Raw genomic sequence first — 25247 nt, forward strand, 5'->3', positions numbered from 1 at the left:
AGTTTCTAGCGTCCCATGGACCAGGCGGCCCAGAGTTTCTCATACTGTCCCCCGGCCTGGAGCAGCTGCTCGTGGGTGCCGGCTTCGACGACCTGGCCGCCATCCATGACCAGCACCTGATCAGCACGGGAAGCCTGATCCAGGCGGTGCGCGACCACCAGGGCGGCCCGGTTCCGGGTGACTTCCTCAGCGGCGGCCTCGAGCTCACCGGCACCTGCTGATCCAGCTTCGGCGGTGGCCTCATCCATGACGACCACCTTGGGATCCAACAAGAGAATTCTAGCCAGAGCGAGCTGCTGTGCCGCAATCGGCTCGAGCACGATGCCCCGGGCGCCGACCTCGGTGTCCAGCCCCTCGGGGAGATCCTCGACCCACTGGGCGCGGACCCGGTTGAGCACCTCCCTGATCTCGGCATCGGTGGCTTCTGGTTTGGCCAGGGTGAGGTCCTCGCGCAGGGTGCCGGAGAAGACGTGTACCTCCTGCGACACCATGGCCAGTCGTGCCACGCGATCGGCGTCGGAAAGCTCGGATACCTCCACCCCGTCGATCTTCACCGAACCCTCGTCCGGGATTCGCAGGCCGGCCAGCAGCGCAGCGACGGTGGTCTTGCCGGCCCCGGAGGCGCCGACCAGGGCGATGGTCTCGCCCGGTTCGATGCGCAAATCCACCTTGCGGACCGCCCAACCCCCGCCGTAGCTGAAGCTGACCTGGTCCATGATCACCTGGCCGCTGCGCGCCGGGGCTCCGGAGTCCGGGATCGGCTTGGGCGGGTCCACCACCACGCCGACGATGCGGGACAGGGAGGCGTAGCCGGACTGGATGGTGTCGATCACCCGCATCATGCCCATCACCGGGCCACGCACCCGGATCAGCATCAGGGCGGCGGCCGTGACCGCACCGACGGTGAGGTCACCCTGGTTGACCAGCATTGCGCCGATGAACAGGGCGGAGCCGAGCATGAGGAATTCACCGAAGGTGACCCAGTTCTGCAGCACCAGCATGGTCACCCGCGCCCGCAGGCCATTTTCGACGACCGCGGTGGAGGTACCGTTGATCCGGTGGTGCATCCGGGGTTCCATCTGGAAGGCCCGGACGGTGGCGCGCCCCCGGATGGCCTCGAGCACGCGCCGGGCGCGCTCCGCCATGGCGGCCCGCTCGGCGGCGTAGCGTTGCGGGGCCCGCTTGAGGTACTGCCGGGCGGCGAAGTAGTACACCGGGCCCACCAGCACCGGGATGAGTAGGAACTGCCAGTTCAGGGTCATCAGGGCGATGACCGTGGCCACGATGGAGAAGACCGAGCTGGATAGGGCGGGCACGGTTTCAGTCACTGCCGAGGAGAGTTCGGCGACATCATCGGTGGATCGGCTGACCAGGTCGCCGGTGCCGGCATCCTCGACCTGGTGGACCGGCAGGCCGAGTGCGGTGCCCACCATTTCCTCACGGAGGTTGGCGATCACCCGCTCGCTCAACCGCGCCAGGAGGTAGAAGCCGGCGGCCCCCAGCATCGCCGAGGCAGCGGCGACGATGACCAGGTTGATGCCGATTCCGAGGATGGTCTTCTCGGAGTTGCCGGCCACCAGGTCCACGATCTGCCCCAGCAGCCTGGGGATGGTCACATTCGCCGCAGCCCCCAGGCCGAGCAGCACGATAGCCAGGAAGAACTGGCGCCCGGCACCGGGGATGGTCTTGATGTGGCGCCAGAGTTCCCGGCGGACCTGGGGCCAGTTGGCGATCGGGAACCGCAGATCTGCGTCGGGTGTGCTACTCACAGGGAGACCTCCACGGAATCGGCGACCGCGATCCAGGCGGGCGCATTCGTGAACACCAGGGTGCGGCTGCTACTGAGCCGGTGAGCGGCGATCCGCTGGGCGATGGTTTGCTCGGTGACCGAATCCACCGCAGTGGTCGGGTCCTGCAGGATCAACACCTCCGGGTCCGCGGCGATGGCACGGGCCAGAGCCACCCGCTGGCGCTGACCGCCGGAGAGGTTGCGGCCGGATTCCCCAACTTCGCGGTCCACACCGCCGGGAATGTCATCGCAGGAGGCGATATAGAGCGCCTGTTGTGCCACCTCCGGGTCCGGGTGAACATTGGCGATAACACTGCCCTCGAAGAGATCAGCGGCATGGGGTGCGACGACCGCGCGATGGCGCGGCAGCAGCTCCAGCTCCTCCGGCATGGAGCCCCGCACCACGATCAATCCCTGCGGGAGGGCGTCGATCACGGCGTCCTCAAGATCATCGGCCCGGGCCGGCTCGGCGCGGAGAATCTCAGTGATGCGCTGTGCCGAGGCCGCCGCCGAAGCCCAGCGTGAGGCCAGGTTCTTGCCCAACATGGTCATCGGATGGATGATGAACTGGGTCAGCCCGATGGCGGTGATCAGCTGGCCGATACTCAGTTGGCCATTAACCGCCATGGCCCCGGCCACCAGCGCAATCCCGATGACGTAGATGGCACCGACGGATTCCGTGGTGGCGTTCAACCGCGCCTCGGCGGCATTGGCATTGATGGTCTTCTCATAGGCCTGATCGGAGACCTTGCCATAACGTCCGCGGACGGTGGCCACGGCACCCAGGCCCTTGAGAATGCGCAACCCCTCCACCACATCGGTGGCGGTGGAGGCGGCCCGCGCCAGAGCTCGCTGCCGGGCGCTGGAGCGCTGGCGCAGCGGGGTCGCCGCCTTCAGCGCAATCCACACCACCAGCGGGCCGCCGATCAGAACCGCAATGCCCAAGGGGATGGAAATATACAGCATCATCACGCCCACATAGATCACGGCGGTGATCTCGGCGACCGGGAAGACCGTCATCATCACCGCATCCGCCACCCGCTGGGTATCCGAACTCGCGATGGAGAGCAGGCCACCGGCGGTACGCTTCTGTCCCGCCATGCCACGGGGGTCCTGGATCCGATCAGTGACCGCCATGCGCAGATCATGTCCGACCAGCAGCGCCGAACGATTGAGCAGCCACCGCCCCAGCCAACCGCAGAAACCATTGACCAGGAAGAGGACGGCCAGCAGGCCAATCCACAGCCACACCCGGCCCAGATCGTCGATCGCCCGACCAATCAGAACCGGGGTGGTGGCGTTGCACACGAAGACCAGCGCCATCAAGATCGCCGAGTAGATGGTCCACGGCCGCTGGGAGAACGCGGTCTTGATCAACCACCTGGGGTCATCTGGCTTGGGGAGCTTGGAGACCGGACGACCGGAGGCTATCTGCATGGCTGCTGATTCTAGCCTGGGTATCCTAATAAATAATGTTCACCTACGATTCCCGCTCGAACCGGGACCTGCCCCACTTCCCCGATGAGACCGAACGCATCCGCGCCGCCCGCGCCTTCGACAGCGGCGCCGAGGTCTACGACGCGATTCGACCCGGCTACCCCGCCGCCGTCATCGACCTGCTCGCCGGCCACCAACGCATCGCAGACATCGGCGCGGGCACCGGAAAACTCACCGCCGCGCTTGTCGACGCCGGGCACGAGATGCTGGCGCTCGACCCCAGCCCGGATATGGCCAAGGTGCTGCGCGAGCGCGTTGGGGTGCCGGTCTGGCGGGCCACCGCCGAAGCAACGGCGCTCAAAGACTCCTCCGTCGATGCGCTGGCCTGCGCCCAGACCTGGCATTGGGTGGATGCCCCGGCCGCCGCCGCGGAGTTTGATCGGGTGGTGCGCCCCGATGGCTCAGTGCTGCTGGTGTGGAACAGTCTCGATGTCTCCCACCCGTGGGTCCTGCGACTGACCCGCATCATGCACGCCGGCGATATCCACAAGGAGGGCTTTATCCCGGAGGTCGGCGCCCCCTGGGTGGTGGCGGAGACCCTGCGCACCACCTGGACCCAGTATTTGACCCCCGAACAGCTCTACCTGCTCACCCAGACCCGTTCCTACTGGCTCAAATCCTCTCCGGAGATCCGGGCACGGGTCACCGAGAACCTGCGCTGGTACCTCTATGAGCGGCTCGAGTTCCAGCCCGGCCAACTACTGGCCATCCCCTACCGTTGTGATGCTTTTGTGCTGCGGCGCAGCTGATTCCGGGCTCCGGTGACCAGCAGCCAGCCGATGAGCAGCACCTCACCGAGGAAGGTGACCACGGAAAATTCGACACCGAGATCAATCCTGGACAGCGCCAGAATGCTGTCTGCCAGATAACCGAGCCCGGCGACGATCAGCAGCACCCCCAGCCAACCGGGCAATCCCCGCCGGCGCAGGCAAAGCCAGCCGAGTACCAGCAGATGCCCGGCGAAGAAGATCAGGGAGACATCCCACCACCGGTCAAAAGCGGCCAGCTGCGGGATGAGCTGATCAGCCACGGTCCCGGGAGCCGCGTACAGGCGGTAGAGAAAGCTGAGGGCCACCGCGAACCCTGCCGCATACAACAACCTCAACCCGGCCGCGATGGCGGAAAGTCGCTGCTCATAGCCGAAAAAGACGCGATAGAGCGCCAGTGCCACGATCACATCCAGAATCACCACCCCACTCAGGCAGGCCAGCGCCCAGGGAAAATCAGCCCAGGATTCAGTGAAACTGCGCACCGTCGCCCGGTCATTGTCCCGGCGGTGGGCCTCGAGGAAACCGAAGTGGGCGATCGGTGCCAGAATCGCCATGCCCAGCAGGGCGAGGCCGGCGATGATCCGGGCGGAAACAGTCACGGCAGATCCCCTTTATACGAGGAGGTGGGAGGTCGGCCCTGATTTTATCTCCGGGAGCGGCATCGCGCCGGGTAGCCGGGTGCTGGTGACCCCACCGGGACTACGATCAGTCCTAACCCCATCTATTTTCGAGAAGGACTCCCATGACCACGACGAAGACCCCGACGGCTGGTCGCCGCCTCCGCCGCCCCATGAATGACCGCCCCTACGGCATCCTGATGGTCATCCTCGGTGTGATCGGCCTGATCATGTCGACGATCCTGCTGATGGAGAAGTTCATCATGGCGGAGGATCCGACCCATATCCCCTCCTGCACCTTCAACTCGGTGCTGGCCTGTGGTTCGATTCTCAATTCCTCCCAGGCCGCGGTCTTTGTCATCCCTAACCCGATCCTCGGCCTCATCGGTTTCACCTGTGTCATTGTGGTCGGGATGGCGGTCCTGGCTGGGGCCCAGTTCGCCGCCTGGTTCTGGGCCTGCTTCCTGGCCGGCACCACCCTGGCCCTGATCTTCATCCACTGGCTCGCCTATGAGAGCCTGCAGTCCATCAACGCTCTGTGCCCCTGGTGCATCGTGGTCTGGATCGTGACCATCCCGATCTTCTGGTTCTCCCTGCTCCACATCATCGCCCCCGAGGATCCGGCGGAAGCCACCACCGCTGCCGAGAAATTCTGGGTCTTCTGCGTGAAATGCCGCGAACTCATCCTCGTCGCCTGGTACCTGATCTTCTTCTTCACCATCTGGGCCCGCTTCGGCAACGCCCTGTTCGGCCTCTGATCGCTTAGCGACGCCGCCCTCAAACCGCCCCGAGCACTAGCTCGGGGCGGTTTGATTATTTCTGGGCCTCACGGCGGATTCTACTGGCCGTTGTAACAGCTGAGGCAGCCGGAAAGAAAGTCCTGCCACCTCTCTTGACATGTTGCCCCCGCCCGAAATACAGCTATTCGAACCCCCATATCGCGGGATAATGACTGCTCAGACATCAACAGCACGCCTAGATATAGGGGTTCACAAAATAGGAGATACTACCCGCGTCTGCAGCCAGGTACTGATATCCGGGGCGCCATCACCTTTGGTTGAGTTCACTTTAATCGGCCAGCCCGGCGGTACTGGACAGCCGTCTTAGTCGATGAATATTCCGCCCATAGGTTTCCGAACCGGCGCTTTAGCTGTGCGTTGTAGTGATGGCTACTGATAGGTGAAGAACTGGGCGACAAAGATGTCGCCGCCGGGTTCAGCCCAGGTCTGAACTCCGGCGCGCTTCGGGTTCTGGGCCCATCCGGGATAGTTGTTCAGGTACCAGTCAGTAGTGGCTGCCTTGTTGCGTTGTGTCACCTTTGAGACCATGCCTTCGCCGTGCGGAAAATAGATCGAATTCGACACACCGTTGCTGTTCAGCCAGAACTCACCGTTGTAGCCCCGTTTCGCCAACTTCAATGCTTCTGCCTCGGCTTCTCCCCCACGATCGATTCGGTACCCTTGGCGTGTCAGGAATGTCTCAATTGCACTCTGCAGGGCAGCGCCTTCCCGCGCCGAAGGTGACTTCCCCGCCGGGGTGAAAGGGGTCTCGAATCCGGCCACCGAGGACAGGTTGAGCAGGTCCGGCACGAGTGTCAAGACGTCCTCCCCGGGCGATTCCGATGTCGAGGACTGTGCGCTCGCAGTGGGCGTAGTGGCCAGGGACAGGGACAGGGACAGGACGAGTACAACCGCCGCAACGGTCTTGAGGGAGAACATTTTCACACAGTAAACTCTAAGTCAGCGAACAGGAACCTGCAGATGTCACACCAAAAGCAGGGGTGATCTGGACTGAGGTTCGCGGTACCGGGTAGACCCCGTGCCAGCTGATCCTGTAGTCGGGCGGAACTACTCGTAGATACCTGTTACCCTCTCATCCCTTCTTCTGCCATCGTTGGCATTCACGGTCACTATTAGCCGCCTTTAGCGGCTTGTTGGCAGCTCAGCGGGGCGGCATCTACTGGGATCACCCATGATCGCCCTGGTTGTGAGGCAAACACGGTTCAGTAATAAGGGTTGGACAGCTCGTCCACGATGACCGCCGGTTCTGTGCCCTCGGTGAGCAGGTGCTGGTCTATGGGGTGTGGTCCGCGATCGACCTCCCGGGTGCAGCCATCCAGTCGCTCCCGAGGATAGAGGTGGAGCGTATGCAGACTACCGGGACCGGTGAGCATGATCCCCATCTCATCCGGTGAGAACTGCGGGTACTCGCTGGGGCACACTATCTCCCAGGTGTTCCAATTTCCTTCATAGAGGGATGAGAGATCGGTGGCAGCTGATTCCCGCCCGTTGATATTGCGCAGCACCGGATCTGAACGCAACTCCCACCACTTAGACACTCCCACCCAGATCCCCACCACCAATGCGATGAGTACCAGCAGGGGCCAGAATCGGCGCAACCACGCCCCGAACACCCGGAAACGTTGACCGGGGCCCGGTCGAATCACCGGCGAACGAAGAAATATCCCCCATACCAGAGAGACAATGCCGGAGAACACGGCCCCTGCCGCCAAGATCACCAGGAGGAATCCTGGGTGGAAGATGATCGGCTGGCCCCGATCCACCCAGAACCACCACCATGCCAACCCATAGAAACCGACTCCCGCAGCGATCAGCAGGACTTGGACCCACCATTTTCCGGCGTCGAACAGCGCCGAGAAGATCAGGGCCGCGATCCCGATGAAAACGCCACCCATCATGAACAGGACGAGAAAACGATCCATCCATGCGGGCAGAGTTTGTTCCATCTGAGGAAAGAGATCCGTCGAGGAAAAGTAGGAAAAGAGGAACCACCCCGCCAAACCCGCCAGGATCAACAGGAGGTCCGGGATCAGGTGGTACCGGTCGGGTCTCATGTCCCTGAGATTAGTGCAGTTCATACGGTAGTAAGTGCTGGTGCATATTTGGGTGAGACAGGTTCCTACGCGGGGACACATGATCCCGACTTTCCCGACATCCGAAACCTACTCAGCCGCGGTGACCAGTGCGCGATCATCGCCACACTCAGGTTTCCCCCCACCGCTGCCCACCAAAACCACGTTCACCAGTGGCTATGTTGTGGGTGCGACCATGATCTTCCTCATCGATGCCGCAGGAATCGAAGATCATAGTGCTGATCTACCGGAAGGATCCCTGCTTTCCCTGGCAATGATTCCCGCCGCAGTCACTTCCTGCTGGGACGGCTCTTGGGTCACGGTTGAACTCCACGAAGCTCCGGCCGAGTTATTTAGGTAGTAGACACCGACTGCTCACCGGCAGAGGGTACCCCCGAGGTAACGATTTCACTGATGCCCCCGGTTATTCCTTTGATAGACATCATATTTTCCTGAAAGAACTCCCATGGATCCGGTATAGCTCAGCAGTAACTACGCCGTCGTTTTCGGCTTGTTCTTTGGTGTGCTCGGTCGGCTCACCGTGAGTGGTCGACAATCCCGGTGGAGATCTCTGCGGCAGCTCCACCGATTCTCTGGAACAGCCCATCCGGCCATGGAAGAACCCGCCCAGAACCAGCAGAAACCCGCCCACCGACCTTCGAAGAAAGTGACTCCCGCCCATGAAGAAATTCCTCGCCCTCACCGCCCTCGCTGGCGCCTCCGCTGTTGCCCTCAGCGCCTGCGCCACGGAGCCGGATACCTTTGAAGCAGGGTCTCCGGTTGCTGAGGGCAGCCTAGAATCGACCACTCCCGCACCAGTGGCCACCGCCCCGGCAGTGGCCTCCGAGGTCATCCTCGCCGAGGCTGACTCGCCCACCGGCTACCTCTACAGCGATGTCGCTGAGGTCCTGGCCAGCGGGGCCGAGGACGACGCCGACGTGATCGCGGTGCTCACCGAGACCAGCAGCGGCACCACCACCGAGCCCGCGCAGTGTGGTGCCCTCCTTCCGACTGCGGTGGATATTCTCGTCCAGCTCGACCAGGAGCCGAACGCCACCGCCAGTTCTGAATTCGCTGCTGCCGACGGCACGGTGATCAGTGTGTTCGCTACCACCAGTGCCACCACCCCACGGGTGCCCGGGGACCTCGGTGAATGTGCGAATTTTGTCCGGAGTAGCGCCTACGAAGGTTCTGAGCTGCTGCTCCCCTATGAGACCCAGCCGCTGGACCTTAAGGTCGAGGGAATCGAAGAAGTTACTGCCGCCCGGGTGCAGTCGGCGGAGAACCCCAGCGAACCGGCCAACACCGTGCTCGCCGGCGAGGTCGACGGGGTGTATTTCTATCTCACCGCACCCGCCACCGTCGATGATCAGCTCATCGTTGACCTGGCCGGCGCCCAGGTGGACAAGATCACCCACCGCTGACCTGCCGAGAATCACCCGACACACCAGACAAGAACTCTTTCCATGGATCTCAATCTCATCCCACCTGACCTCTACAACGCTGTCTTTGAGGGGATGTCAGGCAGTATTGCCATTCCCCTCATCTTGTACATCATGGGCGCCAGCATCAGCATCATTGGCGGCGGTGCTGCACCCTCTTATCTGCAGTTAAGCTCTGATCTCATGATGCCTTTCGACCCATTCATCCAGCACTACCTTCAGATCAACGGCGCTGGCTAAGGCACCCCCACCAACAACAAAGCCCGCCGCAACCCTGAAACAGGGTCACGGCGGGCTTCACCCACTTCAGCGAAACTGCTACTTACGCTGGCGACGCTCGCGGATACGCACGGCGATCTTGACCGGCGATCCTTCGAAGCCGAACTCCTCGCGGAACTTGCGCTCCAGGTAGCGGCGGTAGCCGGCATCCAGGAAGCCGGTGGTGAAAAGCACGATCACCGGCGGGCGGGAGGATGCCTGGGTGGCGAAGAGCACCTTCGGCAGGCGGCCGGACTGCATGGGCGGCGGGTTCTGCGCGATGGTCGCACGCAGCCAGTTGTTGAGCTGGCCGGTGGAGACGCGCTTGTCCCAGCTTTCCAGGGCGGCAAGCATGGCCGGCTCGAGACGCTGCATGGCCCGGCCGGTCTTGGCCGAGATGTTGACCCGCTGCACCCAAGGCAGGTGTGCCAGCTGCTGGTCGAACTCGCGGTCCAGGTCATCACGACGGTTATCGTCCATGAGGTCCCACTTGTTGAACGCCAGGACCAGCGCCTTACCGGATTCCAGGATCATGGCGAGCACGCGCTGATCCTGCTCCGAGACCGGCTCCGAGGCGTCGATAAGCATGATGCAGACCTCGGCGGCGTCGATCGCGCCGCGGGTGCGCAGCGAGGCGTAGTACTCGTGGCCGGTGGCGGTCTTGACCTTCTTGCGGAGGCCGGCGGTGTCGATGAACTTCCACATCTTCTGGTCCAGCTGGACCATGGAGTCCACCGGGTCCACGGTGGTGCCGCCGATATTGTCCACCACGGAGCGTTCCTCGCCGGCGAACTTGTTCAGCAGGGAGGACTTGCCCACGTTGGGCTTTCCGACGAGTGCGACACGGCGCGGGCCCTCGGTGATCGAGGTCGAGCGTGGTACCTCGGGGAACTGGCGCAACACCTCATCGAGGACGTCGGCACCGCCGCGGCCGTGCTGTGCCGAGACCGGCCAAGGATCGCCCAGGCCGAGTGCATAGAACTCGGTCATGTCGGCGAGCTGGGAATCGGAGTCGAACTTGTTGGCGGCCAGGATCACGGGGACGCCAGCACGCTGAAGTTTACGTGCCATGACCTCATCGGTCTCGGTGATACCGACCTTGGTGTCCACCACGAAGACGATGACGTCTGCGGTGGTCATGGCGACCTCAGCCTGGCGCGCGATAGCACCGTGGATGCCCTTGACGTTGGGATCCCAACCGCCGGTGTCCTGCACCCAGAAGCGCACGCCACCCCAGTCGGAGAGGTAGGAGATGCGGTCTCGGGTGACACCCGGGAAGTCCTCCACCACGGCTTCACGGCGACCGATGAACCGGTTCACCATGGTGGACTTGCCCACGTTGGGGCGGCCGACGATAGCGACGGTGCACAGGGCTTCCTCGACGGTGTCGGGGCGCTGCACGCCGAAAGTACGCTCGGCTTCTTCCCAGTCTTCCTCGGAGAAGTCATCGCCGTAGTCTTCTGCGCCGAATTCGGATTCATCGAAATCGGTCTCAATGAACTCTGTCTCGGTGAACTCGCCTTCGCCGTGCTCATTCTCCGCGGAATCTGCTTCGTTGAATTCGAAGTTGAAGTCCTCGGCATCGAAGTCGGCACTGGCGTAGCCGCCACCCGGGGCGAGTTCTTCCTCATCGCGGAAGACGCCCTCGGCATTCATTTCGCCGTTCTGGGTGTGATAAACGAACATGGTCTCCGGCTCTTCGCCTTGACCGTTGTTCTTGGTGTTGTCGCTCACGACTACTTTCCTTCCTGTTCAGCAGCAGTTGCCTCAGCTGAATCTCGGACCAGCTCAACGAGTTGGTCGAGGACTTCTTCAATACCCATGTCCGAGGTGTCAATGATGACGGCGTCCTCGGCAGGGCGCAGCGGGGAGGTCTTCCGGGATGAGTCCAGCTCATCACGACGGATGACATCCGCCAGCACGGTGTCAAAATCAATCTTGCGGCCGGCGGCCAGGTCCTGATCGTGGCGACGCTGGGCACGTACCTGCGCCGAAGCTGTCAGGTAGGCCTTGGCCGGGGCGTCGACAAGCACCGTGGTGCCGATGTCGCGGCCTTCGACGATGGCGCGGTGGGCCTGCTTCGTCAGCTCCCGCTGCAGGTTGACCAGGTTGACCCGGACCTCCGGAATCGCGGAGACCGCGGAGACGTTGCGGGTCACCTCTGCCTCGCGGATCTCGACGGAGACATCCTCACCTGCCAGCAGCACCTGAGTTGAATCAGGGTCATCAGAGATGCCCAATGGCAGCTCACGGGTGGCTTCGATGACCGCGGCAGTGTCTGCCGGGTCGACGCCAGCGCGCAGCACCGCCAGGGTGGCCACCCGGTACATGGCACCGGTGTCCACGTAGCGGGCGTTCAGCCGCTTGGCCAGCGCGCGGCAGGTCGTGGACTTGCCGGTGCCGGAGAGGCCATCGACGGCGAGGATCAGACCCTGCTCGGGCTGGTTGCTCAATTGAGCTTCACTCACATTCCCACCGCCTTATAGAGGCTGGTGAGCTCGGAGTTGTTCAGGGAACGCATCGAGCCGGGCTTCTGCTCGCCCAGCTGAAGGGTGTGCAGTTTGGTGCGGACCAGCGACTGGACCGGGTAGTCGAGCTCCTTGAGCATGCGACGCACGATGTGCTTGCGCCCTTCGTGCAGCTCGATCCGGAGCAGGGAACGGCCGTTGTGGGTGTCAATGATCTGGGCGAAGTCAGCCTTGGCCGGGCCATCCTCAAGCTCGATGCCATCACGCAGGGCCTTGATCAGTGCCTTGTCGGCCTCTCCCAGCACGGTGGCCAGGTAGGTCTTGGTGATGTTGTACTTCGGGTGCATCAGGCGGTTGGCCAGCTCACCGTCGTTGGTCAGCAGCAGCAGGCCCTCGGTGTCGGCGTCGAGACGTCCGACGTGGAAGAGGCGCTGGCCGGAGAAGGTCTTCTCGGCGAGAAGGTCGCCGATGCAGGGGCGACCGTATTCATCATCCATGGTCGACTGCATGCCGCGCGGCTTGTTGAGGATGAGGTATTCGAGGTCTTCATTGACCTTGATGCGCACGCCATCGACTCGGATGACATCGACATCGGGGTTGACGCGCATCCCCTGGACGGTCACGATCTTGTCGTTGACTTCGACGCGGCCCCGGTCGATGAGGATCTCAGCGTGGCGGCGGGAGGCGACTCCGGCCTGGGCGAGCACCTTCTGCAGGCGCACACCTTCACCATTGCCTTCGCCGCCCTGGCGACGCTGGGAGATGTTGACGTTCTGGCGGCGGGCAGGCTTGGCATGGGAGACGATGTCATCATCAGAGCGCTGCTTGCGGGGTGCGGAAAGACTGAGACGGAAGTCTTTCTTGTCCGGTGTGCCGTCTCGGCGAGCGGGTGGGGTCACGTTAAGTGTCCTAACTTGAGTATGAAATTTGAAACTACTGCCGCCAGCCTACTCCACAATCACCCCCACATGGTATTCCCGCAACCTCAGGCCTCCCCACCGTGCTATGCCCCGCGGATCTTCTAGTACTCATCCAGGGAGTCGATCGATTCGATGTCCGGCAGCAGCGGCGCCAGGTCCGGCAAGCGGTCCAGGGAGTCAATGCCCATCAATTCCAGGAAGAGTTCAGTGGTGACGTACCGATGGGCCCCGGTGGATTCCTCGGTGTCCACCTCGCGGACCAGACCGCGCAGCTGCAGCGTCCGCATCACGCCATCGACGTTCACGCCGCGAACGGCGGAGACCTGGGATCTGGTGCAGGGTTGCCGGTAGGCCACCACCGCCAAAGTCTCCAGGGCGGCGCGGGAGAGCCGGGCTTGGGTACCGTCGAGCAGGAACCGTTCCACGGCAGCGGCATTGTCCGTGCGGGTATAGAGCCGCCACCCTTCCTCACTCTCGCGCAGATCAATGCCGGAGCCTCGGTCGTCATACTCTTGGGCGATCTCCTGGAGGATCTGGGCGACCGTCCCGGTTTCCAGGTCCAGGGTTTTGGCCAGCTGCGCCACCGGCACCGGGGTATCCACTACCAGCAGGACAGATTCGATCCGGGACCGTTGCTGGGAGATCATGGGTAGTTCACTGCTCACAGTGGCTGACCTTACCCCTGGCGGAGTTAGTTTAAACAGTTTAAAATGGCTATTTAACGTATTTAAAAAGGCAGTTGGGAGACCCATCATGACCATCCCGGAACCAGGCAGAAGCCTCAACCCCTTCACCCCGACCTTCGGCACCTCGCCCGCGCTGCTGGTCGGCCGCGGCCCGGTGATCCAGGAGTTCGCCGATGCCCTTGATGACGGTCCCGGCGCGCCCGGCCGGGCACTCCTGCTCTCCGGCCAGCGCGGGGTCGGCAAAACGGCGCTGCTCAACGCTCTGGAGGACGAGGCGAAGTCCCGCGGCTGGATCTCCATCTCCGAAACCGCACTGTCTGGCCTGGTCGATCGCTTCACCACCGATCATCTCCCCCGGTTGCTCAGTGAACATGACCAGCACGGCAACACCGAACGCCGGTTCTCCGGCTTCACCGCCCCGGGTGGCCTCGGCGGGCTGCGCTTCGAGACCGGGCCGCGCCACCTTGCCACGCCGAGTCTGCGTTCCCAGCTGACCCAGCTGTGTGATCTGCTCGCCCCGCACGGCACCGGCGTACTACTGACCATCGATGAGATCTCCCCGGAGACCCTCAAGGATCTCCGCGCCATTGCCGCCACCGTCCAGCATCTCTTCCGCGAGGACCGCCCGGTCGCGGTGGTGATGGCCGGGCTCCCGCAGTCTGTCGAGGCGCTTCTCGACGCCCCGGGCGTGACCTTCCTGCGCCGCGCGCTGCATCATCCGCTCGGCGCGGTCTCGCGTATCGACGCCCGCCACGGCCTGGCGGTCCCCGTCATCGAGGCCGGCAAAAGCTGGAATGAGCCGGCACTGGCACAGGCGGTGGCTGCCACCCGTGGCTATCCCTATATGTTGCAGTTGGTGGGTTTCCACGCCTATCGGAATGCCGCTACCGTCATTGAGGTGGCCGATGTCCAGGGTGCCATTGAGCGGGCCACCCGAGATGTCAGCTCCCTGGTCCATCGCCCCACCGTCTCCTCGCTGACTGCTGTGGAGGTCGCCTTCCTGGAGGCGATGGCGGCGGACGATGACCTCAGCGCAACCGGTGATATCGCCGCCCGCATGGGGAAATCTGCGGTATATGTCGGACAGTATCGGCGCAGGCTACTGGACAAACACATCATCACCGCCCCGGAACGGGGCTATGTGGGACTGGCGATGCCGGGGATGCGGGAGCACCTGCGCGGTGAAGTCGCAGGTGGGGGGCTTGAGTTCTGGTAAACAAGAGTGAAGTGAATCCTGTGTAAAAGTTTTTGTGAATTGGGCTACATTTTTAGCGACATTGGTATTAACATCTGATCATGGCTACCGTAACGAGAACCGACCGACTGATCCTCATGCCGCTGTCCGCAGGCCACGAGGACGAAGCTTTCAAGGTCTACAGCGATGACCGCGTGTGGGGACACCGCCCGCAGGCCCGCCATGAAACGGTCCGCGAGACCCAGAAGATCATCCAGCGCACCCAGCACAGCTGGCAGGCCAAGAACCTCGGCCCCTGGGGTGTATACCTCCGCGACCAACCCTCCGACTTCGTCGGCGTCGGCGGTCTTGAGCTTGTCGAGGACAAGGTCTGGGACCTGAAGTACCGCCTCCGCCCCGAGAAGTGGGGTTCCGGCTACGCCAGCGAGATCTCCGAGGCCGCCCTCAAAGCCGTGAAGCGCCTCGATCCGGACACCCCGATCACCGCTCGCGTGACCGTCAACCACCCGGCTTCTTTCCATGTGCTGGAAAAGCTCGGCCTGAGAGCCGTGTGGGAGGGCCGTCGGGTGGGCACCGAGGATGACCCGACGGAGCCGGACGTCCGCATCTATGCCGACCGGGAGCTCTCCCCCGAAATCCTCGAGCTGCTGATCAACCGCCCCTAAACCCCATCCCTCAAATCACCATCGGTGAGAGTGAGATGATCCCCATGCCCGCATCCGCCACCTACTTCCTCTACAACCTGGCCACTTGGGCGGTGCTCGGTGTCTTCGGCGGCATCGTCACCGGCCAGATTCTGGATCCGACCTACCTCAGTGCCCTCTCAAGTGCCTGGGAGACCATGTCCAGCAATCCTTATCAGTGACCCTAAAGGCAGTGCCCCTGAGTCCGGTACCCCACAACCCGGCCGAGCAATCGGCCGGGTTGTCCGCGTTGGCGCACCGGCATCAGTCCCATTCGCTGGCACCCACCACCGCGGGGTCAACCTCGAGACCGGTCCAGGCGACCTTGAGCTCACCGAGTGGCTCGAGCTGCTCGGTCTCCACCGCCCGCGCCTTATAGAGTTCCAGCAGCGCCAGAAAGCGTCCGACCACTTCCATCGACAAAGTGGTGTCTCGGGTCAGTGCACCGAAGGTGATCCAGGTGTCCTCCCCCAGCAACCGCAGGGTGTCCAGGATCCGGCCAGCCTGTTCCGGCACCGAAACCGCCACCTGGTGGATGTGGTCGATCCCGACCCGCTCTGGGGGACGTGGCCGGAAGATTCCGGCCGCCAACTCCGCAAACTCCGCCGGGGGCTTACCGATCTTCACCGGGGGAAGCAGCTGCGCGAACTGTTCCTCCAGACTCACCGCCCGCGGGTAGCGGCGCTGTGCCTCCCGTTGCCAGCGGGCAAACAGATCCGCCACCGCCTTATACGCCCGATATTGAAGAAGCCGGGCGAAGAGCAGATCACGGGAATCCAGCATCGCCAGATCCTCTTCATCATCGACCTGCCCCCGAGGCAGTAGTCGGGCGACCTTCAGGTCCAACAGAGTCGCGGCAACCACCAGAAATTCAGTGACCTCATCCAGGTCGGAGGTCTTGCCCAGCGAACGGGTGTAGGCGATGAACTCGTCGGTGACCTCTGACAGGGCAACCTCGGTGACATCAAGCTTCTTGCCGGTGATCAGCTGGAGCAGCAGATCGAAGGGGCCTTCAAAATTGCTCAGTGCAACCTTGAAGCCACCTGGACCCGGCATCTCCCCGACCAATTAGCGCTCTTCCGTGGTGCGCTCCAGCACTTCCAGGGCAAGGTTGCGGTATTGCTCAGCACCCTGGGACTTCGGGGCCCAGGTGATGATGGGCTCCCCGGCCACCGAGGTTTCCGGGAAGCGCACGGTCCTGGTGATCACTGTGTCAAAGACCCGCTCGCCGAAGACCTCGATCACCCGGGACATCACCTCCCGGGCATGGGAGGTACGACGGTCGAACATGGTGACCAGGATTCCGATGATCTCGAGGTCGAAGTTGAGACGGTCGCGGACCTTCTCCACGGTGTCATTCAGTAGTGCCAGGCCACGCAGGGCGAAGAACTCGCATTCCATCGGGATAATGACCCCGTGGGCGCAGGCCAGGGCATTGACGGTGAGCAGACCCAGCGAAGGCTGGCAGTCCAGGATGATGAAGTCATAGTCCTTCATCACCGGGCGCAGGGCGCGGGCGAGTGCCTGTTCGCGGCCGACCTCGTTGACCAACTGGATCTCCGCGGCCGAAAGATCGATATTGGCCGGCACCAGATCCAGCCCCGGGACGGCGGTCTCCTGGATGGCCTCCCGAATATCGGAGTCTCGGTCCACCAGGAGGTTATAGACGGTCACGTCGATCTCGTTGTGAGGGATGTCCAGACCGGCGGAGAGTGCGCCCTGGGGATCGAGATCCACCAGGAGAACCTTGCGGCCGATCTCGGCGAGGCAGGCGCCCAGGTTGATGGTTGAGGTGGTTTTTCCCACCCCACCCTTCTGGTTCGCCATCGCGATAATCCTGGCCGGTCCGTGCGTGGCCAACGGCTCGGGGATAGGCAACTCCCGCACCGGCCGGCCCGTCAGACCCAGCTCGGACTCCGGAGTGCCGGAAATTCCCGAATCGCTCACAGTCAAACTCTCTTCCTTGACTCCATTGGAGATCGGCGACTTACGCCCGTGTCATTGCCAAGATTACATGTCTCTTCCAGACCATTCGGACATTGACAGCCCCTCACCCACTTCGCCCTCAGTTCCACCCCCTAAGTCCTGCCCCTAAACTTGACCAAACCGGCTTCACAGGCCTTGCCCAGGGGATCTCGCCCCAGCGCGGCCCGACCGGGGCGGTCGCCTCACACTTGACGCACCTGACACCTCCCACCCAGCCCCCGCCCTTCCACTTCCTCTAATCCCACGCGCAATTCCCCTGGCCCCTCCGGCAGCTGCCGTCTGGGTCACTATCATCACGTTGTGATTCGAGGAAGTTTTTCATACCCAACTCCACCCCACCCCACGCCCACCTTTCCGCTCGACACCTCAGCCTCAATCTGGGGCAACAGGACCCCGGTCCGCAACCTGAGCTTCGCGGCCAGTCCGGGCCAGGTGATCGCGACCCTCGGCGTGAACGATCGCGGCAAGATCTCCCCCCTACACACCCTGGCCGGACGGTTGACACCCACCGCTGACGAGATCGGCCGCCACGGCAGCCTGGCTATCCCGGAGCTGAGCACCCGTCCCGGCGCGCGACTCCCTGGCACGACACAGATCACCGTCGCCGGCCGCCTGGACACCCCGGTCTCCCTGACGCTCCGGAGCGACGATAAGTGGGTGATCACCGGCCCCAACGGTGCCGGGAAAACCACCCTGTCCAAGGTCCTGGCCGGGCACCTTGCACCGGATCAGGGCCAGGTCTCACGCGCCGGAAAGCTCGGGATCCCGGGACAGAAGTCGGCCCACCACTCCAGAGACTCAGTCCGCACAGCCCGGAGATTTGGATGGCCCAGCCGCGAGGAGTCCCGCCGTCCCCTCCGGAAACTTCCAATATATCAACTACAGTGCCTTGACTTAATTGAGGTCCTGGCCAGGAAGCCTCAGGTGCCCCTACTGGATGGGCCCACGAACCATCTCTCGACACGGCTGGTTAAAGTGCTGAACACAGCCCTGCAACACACCCCAGCGCCGGTCACTGTGGTCAGCCATGACTGCCAGCTGCTGCGGGATACCGCCAGGTGGCAGCGAGTGGAACTCTAGACTGTGGCGAGCACCCCGGGGTCGGCCGATCGGGAGCACCATCGGCGCCTCGGAGACCGGGTCGGTGAGCTCCTCCGCCGGCGCCCCGGCGGACCAGGCTCCCCAGCCCGCCAGAGCCACGAGACGATCGGCATAGCGGGCGGCAAGGTTCAGATCGTGGAGGACCATGATGATGGTGGTACCCCGGTCACGGTTGAGCTCCGTCAAAAGGTCAAGGACCTCAACTTGATGGGCCACGTCCAGGTAGCAGGCCTACCTTTAAAACCGCCAATGGAAGTTGCTAAAAAGCCGCCAACCAAAGCTGCAAGTCACAATGCAAGGGACTCCTGAAATGTTGACACTCAGCGCAGAGGAGTACTGAGATCGAAATTTCAGAAGTCGTTTGCACTCCCCCAGGCCACCGAGTGGTTCAACAAAATATCCGCATCGCCAGAGGGCTTCTGAAACTGACATTGCAGCTTCGAATGGCGATTTTCTGCAACTTCCATTGGCGGTTTCTACAACGGCCACATAAACTTTCTGATGCTGGTGACGCTCTCTACGGGAGTTGCCAAGTAGGTTCAGTTCTTCCCGCTAACTGCATGTGGATGCCAGTCGTACTCGCCAAAGTCGTGCCCATGATTCTGCCAGGCCACCGGCTCCCCCAACGTCACCGCCTCGGTGAACCAGAAGGTCTGCCCCGGATCCCAGCCCGCGAGCATGCCTGCATGTTTCTCGTCCGCGGGGATCACCCGCCCGGCGGTCGCGAAATATCCCCGCATGCTCAGATGTAGCGCGTCATAGTGCTGTGCCACCTGCACGAAGTCCGGCATCACCCAGCCATGCGGGTACCCGGTGGCCAGTCGCCAGTCATGTCCCTTGCCCGCGCTCACATCTAACGGGAAGCGTCGGCACAGCTGTGCCCACGCCCCCGGATCGTTGATGGTGAAGACCCTGGCCCCCGGAGACACCGTGGCCGCCCGCACCTGACTGGTCTTCCAACCGAGCCCGTCCTCCACGAAGCGCAGGCCGCCCGGGGTACCGTCCACGAGCTCTCGCGCGGTGGTGACAATCGGCCACGGCGGCGTCGAGCACCACAGACTTTCCGTCCCCACCTTCTCCCGCCAGGTCTCAAGCGCCTCGGCCATCGACAGAACCTGAACGTCGGGCTCGGGGCCCTCCCATCTCACTGACCAGTGCCGATCGGGCCGGAACGGATCCGACCATTCGGCTGTCACCTCAGACGCCGCGACGTGACGGGCGATGCGACGCAGCCCCCACCGCAGTGGGGCCGCGGATAGGAACACCTCGCCGTCCATGGGGGGCTGCCAGTAGGTTGCGCTGAACACAGTGCGCTCGAGCGCATCGTAGAGCAACTTCGGAGTCAGCTTCACCAACGGCACCTGTTCCAAGAGCGGGGCCACCGTCGTGGCCCTGGCCCGCGCGGAGTGCTCACGGTCGATTCCGAATTTCCGTGCGTTGCGATCCATGTAACTGCCGACCCGCCAGGTCGCCTGGAACAACGGCCCGTCGTGGCCTTCCGAGGCCAGCGCCACCTCCATGAGGAATTCCCTGCCTCTGGGACCGGCCACCAGATCGTCGATGAGAGTCATGACGACCAACTTAGTTCGCCCACGGGTTAACGTCCCCGGTCTTCTGCCGCATGGTGGCAGGGAGTGCTGTTGCAGAGCTAGGCCAAGGTCGGCGAGTCCCGCCTCGGGTCATGAGAGACCGCCTGAGAACGACTAGTCACAGTGACCATCAGGAAATGAAACCTGGGCATTCGTGGCTCCTCCACCCAACGTACAACTGCACTTTTCGCCTTATGCAGTGGCGAGTTTTTGTGCCTGCGGAAAGCTGACACCCAGAAGCCGTCCGATATCTCGATACGGTAACTCCTGAGAAGATAATCTTTTCGCCGACCCACCCGCTGGTGTGATTGGCGCCTTGCTGCCCCTGCAGTTCAAGTCCCTGCACTACGGCGTAAACGCGGATCACTTTAAGTACGTCGCGTCTCTTGGTCATAAAAGTAGTCGACGCAGCACGACTTATATAAGTCAACCAAATGCGACTAAATGGAAGTGTACGCCGTGCAAATGCTGGTCGTTCGACGCACGTTTTCCAAATCCTGAATTCGCGGCAATAGTTTTCCCTTCACCCAAAGGAAGAAACGTTTGGTCCCACGCCCCACCACCGCACGGCTGAAGAAGTTCGGCAGGATCCTGATCACCTCAGTCCTTCTAGTCCTGGTCGGCGTGTACGGTTTCGTCTTTCTCTCGCGCGGGTCCAGGTAGGTGACGACCACTCCTGCCATAGCGCTTATAGTGACGGCTCTGATGAAGAAAATCCCTAAAACGAATACCACTGCATCGTGCGCCTCATCCCAGCCAGCTCCGGTGAACACTGCGCCGATGTGGCGAAACGTTACGGCGATGCTGCACCCAGAAAGGTTGACCTGCAGCACCTCGACACGGGATTGAAGCCAAAACTTTGGTTCTCCCGGCACCCGGGAAAAGTAGGATCCGCTCGACTCGCATTGTTGTGCGCAGCTGCGCACAACAGCCTGTGCAGGAAATGCCGGACGCTTGGCGGGATTCCAGAGTCAAAACTGAGCGCAGTGTCATGCCTTCGCCCCCGCAGGACATTGATCTAGACATTCAGCGGTGCGCACTTGAAGGTGTGCGCAGCTGCGCACACCCGAGGACCTGTCGCCTCACCTGAGTCCGGCCATCGAAAAGCCCTGCGCACAAACCGCGCAACTGAATTCTGTGCGCAGCTGCGCACGCTGGCTCTCGTGGGGAGTGCAGGACACCATCAGCGGACAGGGCCACCCTATTCCCCACGCGTCGGTCGGAAGAAGCCCAGGGATTTCCCGTGACCCGGCGAAAGGCGGCACCGAAGGCGCTCGTCGATTGATAGCCGGTGCGGGAGGCGACGTCTTCAATCTCGGAGCCGGCTGCCAGCAGGACCACCGCATGCTGGGCCAGGACAGCTGAGCGCCAATGCGAGAAACTCAAGACGGTCCGCCCACTGCTCCAGACTCAGCGTGTGGGCCGGGGATTCCTGCAAGGCAGTCAAGGCAGTGACGATGGGACGCAACAGCGGCGAGGAAGGGGTACGTACTCGAAGATCAGGACGCGTCGGCTGCATCACATCCCGGACCATGGCCTCATTGAGGGTCCGCGAGTCCTCTCCCAGCTCGGTGCTGGCCAATCGATTGAGCAGCAGTCGCAGCAGGGGTGCTATCTCGACCGGCACGGCCGAATCGGCCAATCACGGACTGGTTTCGATGTTGAACTGCGCCGCGCAATAGCGGGTGCCTCGCGGGCTAAACCCGGAATGCCGTGCCCCCGCCGGAATCCACAGGCCCCGATGATATTCCAGAGCAGTTCATGCATCGGGTGGGAGTGCGTCTCCCCGGAAATATTGCCCTCAACCAACTCCTCCATCGCCCCGACGGTGTCCGGGAACTCGAGGGATCCCGCCTCGTGGAGGGGTAGTGCCCGAGTTTCCGTCCGATTCATATCTCTTGCTGTGATCACCCGATGGGGGTACCTTCAGTCACGCTTTCTCCGGGAAATATTGTAGCTCCCGTTATGCCCTCGGGTGCGAGCTCGCCCAGACCTGCCGCAGATTTTCCGCCGTAACATGGGTATATATCTGTGTGGTGGTCACTGAGGAATGTCCCAGTAATTCCTGCACCACCCGAACATCGGCCCCGCCCTCCAGGAGATGTGTGGCGTAGCTGTGCCGCAGCGTGTGCGGGGAAATACTCTTGGTGATCCCGGCGCGCTGCGCCCTGGTCTTCAGCGCCGCCCAGGCACTCTGCCGGGATAGTGCTCCCCCTCGGGTGTTGAGCAGCGCAATGTGGGTCTTGCCCTTCGTGAAGACTGGGCGCGCCCGAACCAGATATTCCTCGCTGGCCTTGATCGCCGCCGAGCCCACCGGCACGATCCGTTGTTTATCTCCCTTGCCGGTGATCCGCAGCAGGCCCTCACACCCGACCAGATCATCCACATTGAGCGCGGTGACCTCAGAGATTCTGGCACCGGTGCCATAGAGCAGTTCCAGCAGGGCACGGTCGCGGAGGTCAAGGGCGGTTGCGCCCTCCCCCGTCGGGACGGATTCCAGCAGCTTCTCGACTTCCTCGATATTCAGGGTGTCGGGCAGTGTCCGCCCGGTCGCCGGCGGTGAGACCTCGGCGGCGACATCAACGGCCACCGCATCCTCCAGCGCGGCGAACTTGTGCAGTCCCCGCGCCACGACCAGCGCACGCCCGCTTGACGACGCCGCGAGCGGGGCACGTCCGCGCCCCGGGTCACCGCGGCGCAGGTCCGTGACATAGGCCTCGATATCGGTGGTCTGCACCGCGCTGAGCTCGGTGATACCGGCGGCTTCGAGCCAGTCGGTGTAGCGCTCGAGGTCGCGGCGGTAATTGCTCAGGGTGTTCTTCGACAGGCCGCGCTCCACGGCGAGGTGGTTGAGCCAGGTCCTGGCGAGTTCCTTGTGCTGACTCACAGCTTCTTCATGTCGGGGAAGCGGCCTTCAGCGATACGGCGGTCCGCCAGGGCGCTGGGCCGCTGCGGGAAGGCGGTGTCCGCAGGGCGGGCCGATGCTCTTCCGGAGAGCACTTCAGCGGCGGTCATGATGCCGGTGATCGCGATGGCGTTGTTGACCTCACCCGCCATGACCATGGCCCGGGCCTGGTCGAGGGGGATCCAGGCAAAGTCCATGTCTGCCTCCTCATGCTCCGCTGGAGGTTTGGGCACTTCGTGCAGGTCACGGGCGAGGTAGATGCGTACCGCTTCATCACAGATACCGGGGCTGGTGAACAGATCACTGAGCAGTTCCCACGTCCCGGCCGCCAGGCCCGCCTCTTCCTGGAGTTCGCGGGCGGCGCAGTTGAGCGGATCCTCCTCGGCTAAATCCAGCAGCCCGGCGGGTAGCTCCCAGAGCCGCTGGTCGACGCTACGTCGGTACTGATTGACCATGGCAATCTCGCCGTTGCGCTCGGCGACGACCGCGACGGCGCCGAAGTGCTCGACGATCTCCCGGTGGGCGGTGCCGCCACCGGGCATGCTCACCTCATCGCGCCGGACCCCGATGATCGGGGCGTCGACAAGCAATTCAGAGTTCAGGACTGCAAAATCATGGGTGCCAGGTGATGTCATAGCTCTCCAGTCTAAGCCAGGGCGGCAGAAATCAGCCCCAGGAAGAGCGGGTGTGCCTTCGTCGGACGTGACTTGTACTCCGGGTGTGCCTGAGTGGCCACGAGGTAGGGGTGAATCTCCCGGGGATACTCGACGAACTCCACCAGCTCGCCCTCCGGTGAGGCACCGCTGAACTGCAGGCCTGATCCCTCGGTGATCTGCGAGCGGTAGGCATTGTTGACCTCATAACGGTGGCGGTGACGCTCACTGACCTCGGTGGTGCCATAAAGCTCGGCGACCAGGGATCCTGCGGCAAGATGGGCCGGATAAGCACCCAGCCGCATGGTGCCGCCCAGATCCGCCTCACCGGATACCGCCGCCTGTTGCTCGGCCATGGTGGCGATCACCGGCGCCGGGGTCTCCGGATCAAATTCCGTGGAGGAGGCCTCGGTGATCCCGGCGGTGCGGGCTGCTTCGATCACGGTGCACTGCAGTCCCAGGCACAGGCCCAGCATGGGAACCAGCTTCTCCCGGCAGTGGCGGACCGCACCGATCTTTCCCTCGATCCCCCGGATTCCGAAACCGCCCGGGACGACCACGGCATCAACGCCGGCGAGTGCTTCAGCCGCACCCGCCGGCGTCGCACAGTCATCTGCGGCGACCCAGCGAATATTCGCCCGGACGCGGTGCTCGAAGGCGGCGGCGCGGACGGCCTCCGCCACCGAAAGGTAGGAATCCGGCAGATCAATGTATTTGCCCACCAGGGCGACGGTGACCTCACCCTCCGGATGGTGGACCCGGTCGAGCAGATCCTGCCACCGTGTCCAATCAACATCGCGGACCGGCAGGTGCAGTTGCTGCGCCACGAAACGGTCCAGCCCCTCACGGTAGAGCACCGCCGGGATGTCATAGATCGAGGGGGCGTCCGCACAGGAGACCACACCCTCATTGTCCACATCGCACATAGCGGCGATCTTCTCCTTCAAAGCCACCGGCACCTCGCGGTCACAGCGCAGCACCAGAGCATCCGGCTGAATGCCGATGGAGCGCAGCTGCGCCACCGAGTGCTGGGTAGGCTTGGTTTTCAGCTCGCCGGATGGGGCCAGATAGGGCACCAGGGAGCAGTGGATGAAGAAGGTGCGGTTGCGGCCGATCTCGCGGCGCACCTGGCGGACCGCCTCCAGAAAAGGCTGGGACTCGATATCGCCGACGGTGCCCCCGATCTCGGAGATCACCACATCCGGACGGCTGCCCTGTGCATCCGGCTCGCCCAGAGCATAGATCCGGGACCGGATCTCATCGGTGATATGCGGAATGACCTGAACCGTCTTGCCCAGATAGCCGCCGCGACGCTCCCGGGCGATCACCGTGGAGTAGACCTTGCCGGTGGTGACATTGGAGCTCTCCCCCAGCTCGCGGTCCAGGAAACGCTCATAGTGCCCCAGGTCCAGATCGGTCTCGGTGCCGTCCTCGGTGACGAAGACCTCACCGTGTTCGAAGGGGTTCATGGTGCCCGGATCCACATTCAGGTAGGGATCCAGCTTCTGCATGGTTACCGAAAGACCGCGGGCGATGAGCAACTGGCCGAGACTGGCGGCCGTCAGCCCCTTGCCCAGCGATGAGACGACACCGCCGGTGACGAAGATATAGGTCGGGCCGGCGGCAGATGAGGTGATGGACATGGGGTTCCTCCCGCGAGAGTGGGTGGGTGCGGCTTCTGGTTGATGCTTCTGGTTGATGCTGCGGGAAACACTCACGGGGGTGTGAAAACACTGATCCCGCGGGTTCTCCTTCGACTTTAAGTCTCCGGATTTCCCACGGGATCTCAGCCTAACATGATTCCACCCGCCTGCCT

27 protein-coding genes and 1 pseudogene are annotated in these 25247 nt (G+C 63.0%); 9 read left to right on the top strand and 19 right to left on the bottom strand.

Annotated elements, in window-relative coordinates:
* Window positions 1-5: 5 nt before the first annotated feature.
* Window positions 6-1745, bottom strand: a complete 1740-nt coding sequence (locus tag ACTU46_RS03980) for an ABC transporter ATP-binding protein (RefSeq protein WP_443379462.1) — start codon at window positions 1743-1745, stop codon at window positions 6-8.
* Between the two features lie 20 nt (window positions 1746-1765).
* Window positions 1766-3226, bottom strand: coding sequence for an ABC transporter transmembrane domain-containing protein (locus ACTU46_RS03985; RefSeq protein ID WP_443379270.1), 1461 nt, complete (start codon window positions 3224-3226; stop codon window positions 1766-1768).
* A 35-nt stretch (window positions 3227-3261) separates the two neighbouring features.
* Between ACTU46_RS03985 and ACTU46_RS03990 the strand changes: the two genes are divergently transcribed.
* Window positions 3262-4035, top strand: coding sequence for a class I SAM-dependent methyltransferase (locus ACTU46_RS03990; protein ID WP_443379273.1), 774 nt, complete (start codon window positions 3262-3264; stop codon window positions 4033-4035).
* Here ACTU46_RS03990 and ACTU46_RS03995 read toward each other — a convergent pair.
* Entirely contained in the window at window positions 3999-4655 is a 657-nt protein-coding gene (locus ACTU46_RS03995) for a DUF4386 domain-containing protein (RefSeq protein WP_443379276.1), read from the bottom strand. The two genes, ACTU46_RS03990 and ACTU46_RS03995, sit on opposite strands and share 37 nt — an antisense overlap.
* A 143-nt stretch (window positions 4656-4798) precedes the next feature.
* Between ACTU46_RS03995 and ACTU46_RS04000 the strand changes: the two genes are divergently transcribed.
* Window positions 4799-5431: a vitamin K epoxide reductase family protein gene (locus ACTU46_RS04000; protein WP_443379279.1), complete on the top strand. Its 633-nt coding sequence runs from the start codon at window positions 4799-4801 to the stop codon at window positions 5429-5431.
* Between the two features lie 411 nt (window positions 5432-5842).
* Here the strand turns inward: ACTU46_RS04000 and ACTU46_RS04005 are convergent, their stop codons facing one another.
* Window positions 5843-6397 carry a hypothetical protein gene (locus ACTU46_RS04005; protein ID WP_443379281.1) on the bottom strand — a complete coding sequence of 185 codons (555 nt, stop codon included), beginning with the start codon at window positions 6395-6397 and terminating at the stop codon, window positions 5843-5845.
* Between the two features lie 278 nt (window positions 6398-6675).
* Complete coding sequence (locus tag ACTU46_RS04010; RefSeq protein ID WP_443379284.1) at window positions 6676-7527, bottom strand: hypothetical protein; 852 nt, start codon at window positions 7525-7527, stop codon at window positions 6676-6678.
* 214 nt (window positions 7528-7741) lie between these two features.
* Between ACTU46_RS04010 and ACTU46_RS04015 the strand changes: the two genes are divergently transcribed.
* The 3 genes from ACTU46_RS04015 (at window position 7742) to ACTU46_RS04025 (ending at window position 9227) form a co-directional block, all read left to right on the top strand.
* On the top strand, window positions 7742-7906 hold the full coding sequence (locus tag ACTU46_RS04015; protein ID WP_443379287.1) for a hypothetical protein: 165 nt from the start codon (window positions 7742-7744) through the stop codon (window positions 7904-7906).
* Between the two features lie 319 nt (window positions 7907-8225).
* Window positions 8226-8969 carry a hypothetical protein gene (locus ACTU46_RS04020; protein WP_443379290.1) on the top strand — a complete coding sequence of 248 codons (744 nt, stop codon included), beginning with the start codon at window positions 8226-8228 and terminating at the stop codon, window positions 8967-8969.
* 42 nt (window positions 8970-9011) lie between these two features.
* Window positions 9012-9227, top strand: coding sequence for a hypothetical protein (locus tag ACTU46_RS04025; RefSeq protein WP_443379293.1), 216 nt, complete (start codon window positions 9012-9014; stop codon window positions 9225-9227).
* A 78-nt stretch (window positions 9228-9305) separates the two neighbouring features.
* Here the strand turns inward: ACTU46_RS04025 and der are convergent, their stop codons facing one another.
* The 4 genes from der to scpB all read right to left on the bottom strand — a co-directional run bounded on the left by der (window position 9306) and on the right by scpB (window position 13280).
* Window positions 9306-10931: a ribosome biogenesis GTPase Der gene (der, locus tag ACTU46_RS04030; protein ID WP_443379464.1), complete on the bottom strand. Its 1626-nt coding sequence runs from the start codon at window positions 10929-10931 to the stop codon at window positions 9306-9308.
* Between the two features lie 50 nt (window positions 10932-10981).
* Window positions 10982-11713, bottom strand: coding sequence for a (d)CMP kinase (gene cmk, locus ACTU46_RS04035; protein WP_443379295.1), 732 nt, complete (start codon window positions 11711-11713; stop codon window positions 10982-10984).
* Entirely contained in the window at window positions 11710-12612 is a 903-nt protein-coding gene (locus tag ACTU46_RS04040; protein WP_443379298.1) for a pseudouridine synthase, read from the bottom strand. The genes cmk and ACTU46_RS04040 overlap by 4 nt, the downstream gene beginning before the upstream one ends.
* Window positions 12613-12734: 122 nt before the next feature.
* Window positions 12735-13280 (bottom strand): SMC-Scp complex subunit ScpB, encoded by a 546-nt coding sequence (gene scpB, locus ACTU46_RS04045; protein WP_443379466.1) that lies wholly within the window; start codon window positions 13278-13280, stop codon window positions 12735-12737.
* Between the two features lie 106 nt (window positions 13281-13386).
* On the opposite strand from scpB, the gene ACTU46_RS04050 reads away from it, so the two are divergent.
* The 3 genes from ACTU46_RS04050 (at window position 13387) to ACTU46_RS04060 (ending at window position 15379) form a co-directional block, all read left to right on the top strand.
* Entirely contained in the window at window positions 13387-14535 is a 1149-nt protein-coding gene (locus ACTU46_RS04050; protein WP_443379301.1) for an ATP-binding protein, read from the top strand.
* An 80-nt stretch (window positions 14536-14615) separates the two neighbouring features.
* Entirely contained in the window at window positions 14616-15179 is a 564-nt protein-coding gene (locus ACTU46_RS04055) for a GNAT family N-acetyltransferase (protein WP_443379304.1), read from the top strand.
* 44 nt (window positions 15180-15223) lie between these two features.
* On the top strand, window positions 15224-15379 hold the full coding sequence (locus tag ACTU46_RS04060) for a hypothetical protein (RefSeq protein ID WP_443379307.1): 156 nt from the start codon (window positions 15224-15226) through the stop codon (window positions 15377-15379).
* Between the two features lie 82 nt (window positions 15380-15461).
* Here the strand turns inward: ACTU46_RS04060 and ACTU46_RS04065 are convergent, their stop codons facing one another.
* A complete protein-coding gene (locus tag ACTU46_RS04065) occupies window positions 15462-16253 on the bottom strand; it encodes a segregation and condensation protein A (RefSeq protein WP_443379309.1) in 792 nt (263 codons plus the stop codon).
* Between the two features lie 12 nt (window positions 16254-16265).
* Complete coding sequence (locus ACTU46_RS04070) at window positions 16266-17144, bottom strand: ParA family protein (protein ID WP_443379312.1); 879 nt, start codon at window positions 17142-17144, stop codon at window positions 16266-16268.
* 471 nt (window positions 17145-17615) lie between these two features.
* Between ACTU46_RS04070 and ACTU46_RS04075 the strand changes: the two genes are divergently transcribed.
* A complete protein-coding gene (locus ACTU46_RS04075) occupies window positions 17616-18263 on the top strand; it encodes an ATP-binding cassette domain-containing protein (protein WP_443379315.1) in 648 nt (215 codons plus the stop codon).
* A gap of 107 nt (window positions 18264-18370) precedes the next feature.
* Here the strand turns inward: ACTU46_RS04075 and ACTU46_RS04080 are convergent.
* The 8 genes and pseudogenes from ACTU46_RS04080 to ACTU46_RS04115 form a co-directional block, all read right to left on the bottom strand.
* A pseudogene (locus tag ACTU46_RS04080) lies at window positions 18371-18509 on the bottom strand (ABC transporter ATP-binding protein); the annotation flags it as partial.
* 314 nt (window positions 18510-18823) lie between these two features.
* Window positions 18824-19732 (bottom strand): hypothetical protein, encoded by a 909-nt coding sequence (locus tag ACTU46_RS04085; RefSeq protein WP_443379318.1) that lies wholly within the window; start codon window positions 19730-19732, stop codon window positions 18824-18826.
* 581 nt (window positions 19733-20313) lie between these two features.
* Entirely contained in the window at window positions 20314-20706 is a 393-nt protein-coding gene (locus tag ACTU46_RS04090; protein WP_443379321.1) for a hypothetical protein, read from the bottom strand.
* 193 nt (window positions 20707-20899) lie between these two features.
* Window positions 20900-21214, bottom strand: a complete 315-nt coding sequence (locus ACTU46_RS04095) for a hypothetical protein (RefSeq protein ID WP_443379469.1) — start codon at window positions 21212-21214, stop codon at window positions 20900-20902.
* Window positions 21183-21515, bottom strand: a complete 333-nt coding sequence (locus tag ACTU46_RS04100; RefSeq protein WP_443379323.1) for a hypothetical protein — start codon at window positions 21513-21515, stop codon at window positions 21183-21185. Before ACTU46_RS04100 ends, ACTU46_RS04095 begins: the two co-directional genes overlap by 32 nt.
* A 321-nt stretch (window positions 21516-21836) precedes the next feature.
* On the bottom strand, window positions 21837-22760 hold the full coding sequence (gene xerD / locus ACTU46_RS04105; RefSeq protein ID WP_443379325.1) for a site-specific tyrosine recombinase XerD: 924 nt from the start codon (window positions 22758-22760) through the stop codon (window positions 21837-21839).
* The gene (locus ACTU46_RS04110) at window positions 22757-23413 is read right to left on the bottom strand and encodes an NUDIX domain-containing protein (protein ID WP_443379328.1); all 657 of its coding nucleotides are present in this window, start codon (window positions 23411-23413) and stop codon (window positions 22757-22759) included. The genes xerD and ACTU46_RS04110 overlap by 4 nt, the downstream gene beginning before the upstream one ends.
* Before the next feature lie 11 nt (window positions 23414-23424).
* On the bottom strand, window positions 23425-25074 hold the full coding sequence (locus tag ACTU46_RS04115) for a CTP synthase (protein WP_443379330.1): 1650 nt from the start codon (window positions 25072-25074) through the stop codon (window positions 23425-23427).
* Window positions 25075-25247: the final 173 nt, after the last annotated feature.

The organism is Corynebacterium sp. A21, from assembly GCF_052266655.1.
Lineage (GTDB): Bacteria > Actinomycetota > Actinomycetes > Mycobacteriales > Mycobacteriaceae > Corynebacterium.

Bases quoted from the DNA above. Each gene is read 5' to 3' on its own strand.
- ACTU46_RS03985 (WP_443379270.1), bottom strand. From the start codon at position 3,226: ATGCAGATAGCCTCCGGTCGTCCGGTCTCCAAGCTCCCCAAGCCAGAT.
- ACTU46_RS03990 (WP_443379273.1), top strand. From the start codon at position 3,262: ATGTTCACCTACGATTCCCGCTCGAACCGGGACCTGCCCCACTTCCCC.
- ACTU46_RS04000 (WP_443379279.1), top strand. From the start codon at position 4,799: ATGACCACGACGAAGACCCCGACGGCTGGTCGCCGCCTCCGCCGCCCC.
- ACTU46_RS04010 (WP_443379284.1), bottom strand. From the start codon at position 7,527: ATGAGACCCGACCGGTACCACCTGATCCCGGACCTCCTGTTGATCCTG.
- ACTU46_RS04015 (WP_443379287.1), top strand. From the start codon at position 7,742: ATGATCTTCCTCATCGATGCCGCAGGAATCGAAGATCATAGTGCTGAT.
- ACTU46_RS04020 (WP_443379290.1), top strand. From the start codon at position 8,226: ATGAAGAAATTCCTCGCCCTCACCGCCCTCGCTGGCGCCTCCGCTGTT.
- ACTU46_RS04025 (WP_443379293.1), top strand. From the start codon at position 9,012: ATGGATCTCAATCTCATCCCACCTGACCTCTACAACGCTGTCTTTGAG.
- der (WP_443379464.1), bottom strand. From the start codon at position 10,931: ATGTTCGTTTATCACACCCAGAACGGCGAAATGAATGCCGAGGGCGTC.
- scpB (WP_443379466.1), bottom strand. From the start codon at position 13,280: ATGATCTCCCAGCAACGGTCCCGGATCGAATCTGTCCTGCTGGTAGTG.
- ACTU46_RS04050 (WP_443379301.1), top strand. From the start codon at position 13,387: ATGACCATCCCGGAACCAGGCAGAAGCCTCAACCCCTTCACCCCGACC.
- ACTU46_RS04055 (WP_443379304.1), top strand. From the start codon at position 14,616: ATGGCTACCGTAACGAGAACCGACCGACTGATCCTCATGCCGCTGTCC.
- ACTU46_RS04060 (WP_443379307.1), top strand. From the start codon at position 15,224: ATGCCCGCATCCGCCACCTACTTCCTCTACAACCTGGCCACTTGGGCG.
- ACTU46_RS04065 (WP_443379309.1), bottom strand. From the start codon at position 16,253: ATGCCGGGTCCAGGTGGCTTCAAGGTTGCACTGAGCAATTTTGAAGGC.
- ACTU46_RS04085 (WP_443379318.1), bottom strand. From the start codon at position 19,732: ATGGATCGCAACGCACGGAAATTCGGAATCGACCGTGAGCACTCCGCG.
- ACTU46_RS04110 (WP_443379328.1), bottom strand. From the start codon at position 23,413: ATGACATCACCTGGCACCCATGATTTTGCAGTCCTGAACTCTGAATTG.
- ACTU46_RS04115 (WP_443379330.1), bottom strand. From the start codon at position 25,074: ATGTCCATCACCTCATCTGCCGCCGGCCCGACCTATATCTTCGTCACC.